A 355-nucleotide genomic window follows, 5' to 3' on the forward strand; every position below is an offset into this window, starting at 1 on the left:
GAAATGGTGGTTGAGCTTTATCAAACTGGAACACCAGTAAAACAGATCTGCAGCGAATATGGCCTGTCTGAAACGACAATCTACAAATGGATCAGAAAACAAAAACCGGTTAAGCTGGATGACGGGAGCTCTTTTACCCCGGAAGAATTTCTGAACCTGCAAAAAGAATTGCACCGGCTGAAAGAGGAAAACGAAATCTTAAAAAAAGCTATGGCCATATTCGCAAAGAAGTAGATCAAACCACTGTTATATCCATGATTGACGAGATAAGAGCCAAACACCATTATGACCTTAAAACCATGTGTACGGTCCTTGGCGTGCCGAGAAGTACCTACTATCAATCCAAACAAAAAAA

1 protein-coding gene is annotated in these 355 nt (G+C 40.8%); it reads left to right on the forward strand.

All coding sequences use genetic code 11. The annotated features are described in order from the left end of the window. Positions 1–234 (forward strand): transposase (locus IC21_RS01310; RefSeq protein ID WP_035180305.1); only part of this gene is annotated, 234 nt, incomplete at its 5' end. Positions 235–355 lie beyond the last annotated feature (121 nt).

The sequence above is a fragment of the Heyndrickxia coagulans DSM 1 = ATCC 7050 genome, from assembly GCF_000290615.1.
GTDB classification, from domain to species: Bacteria; Bacillota; Bacilli; order Bacillales; family Bacillaceae_C; genus Weizmannia; species Weizmannia coagulans.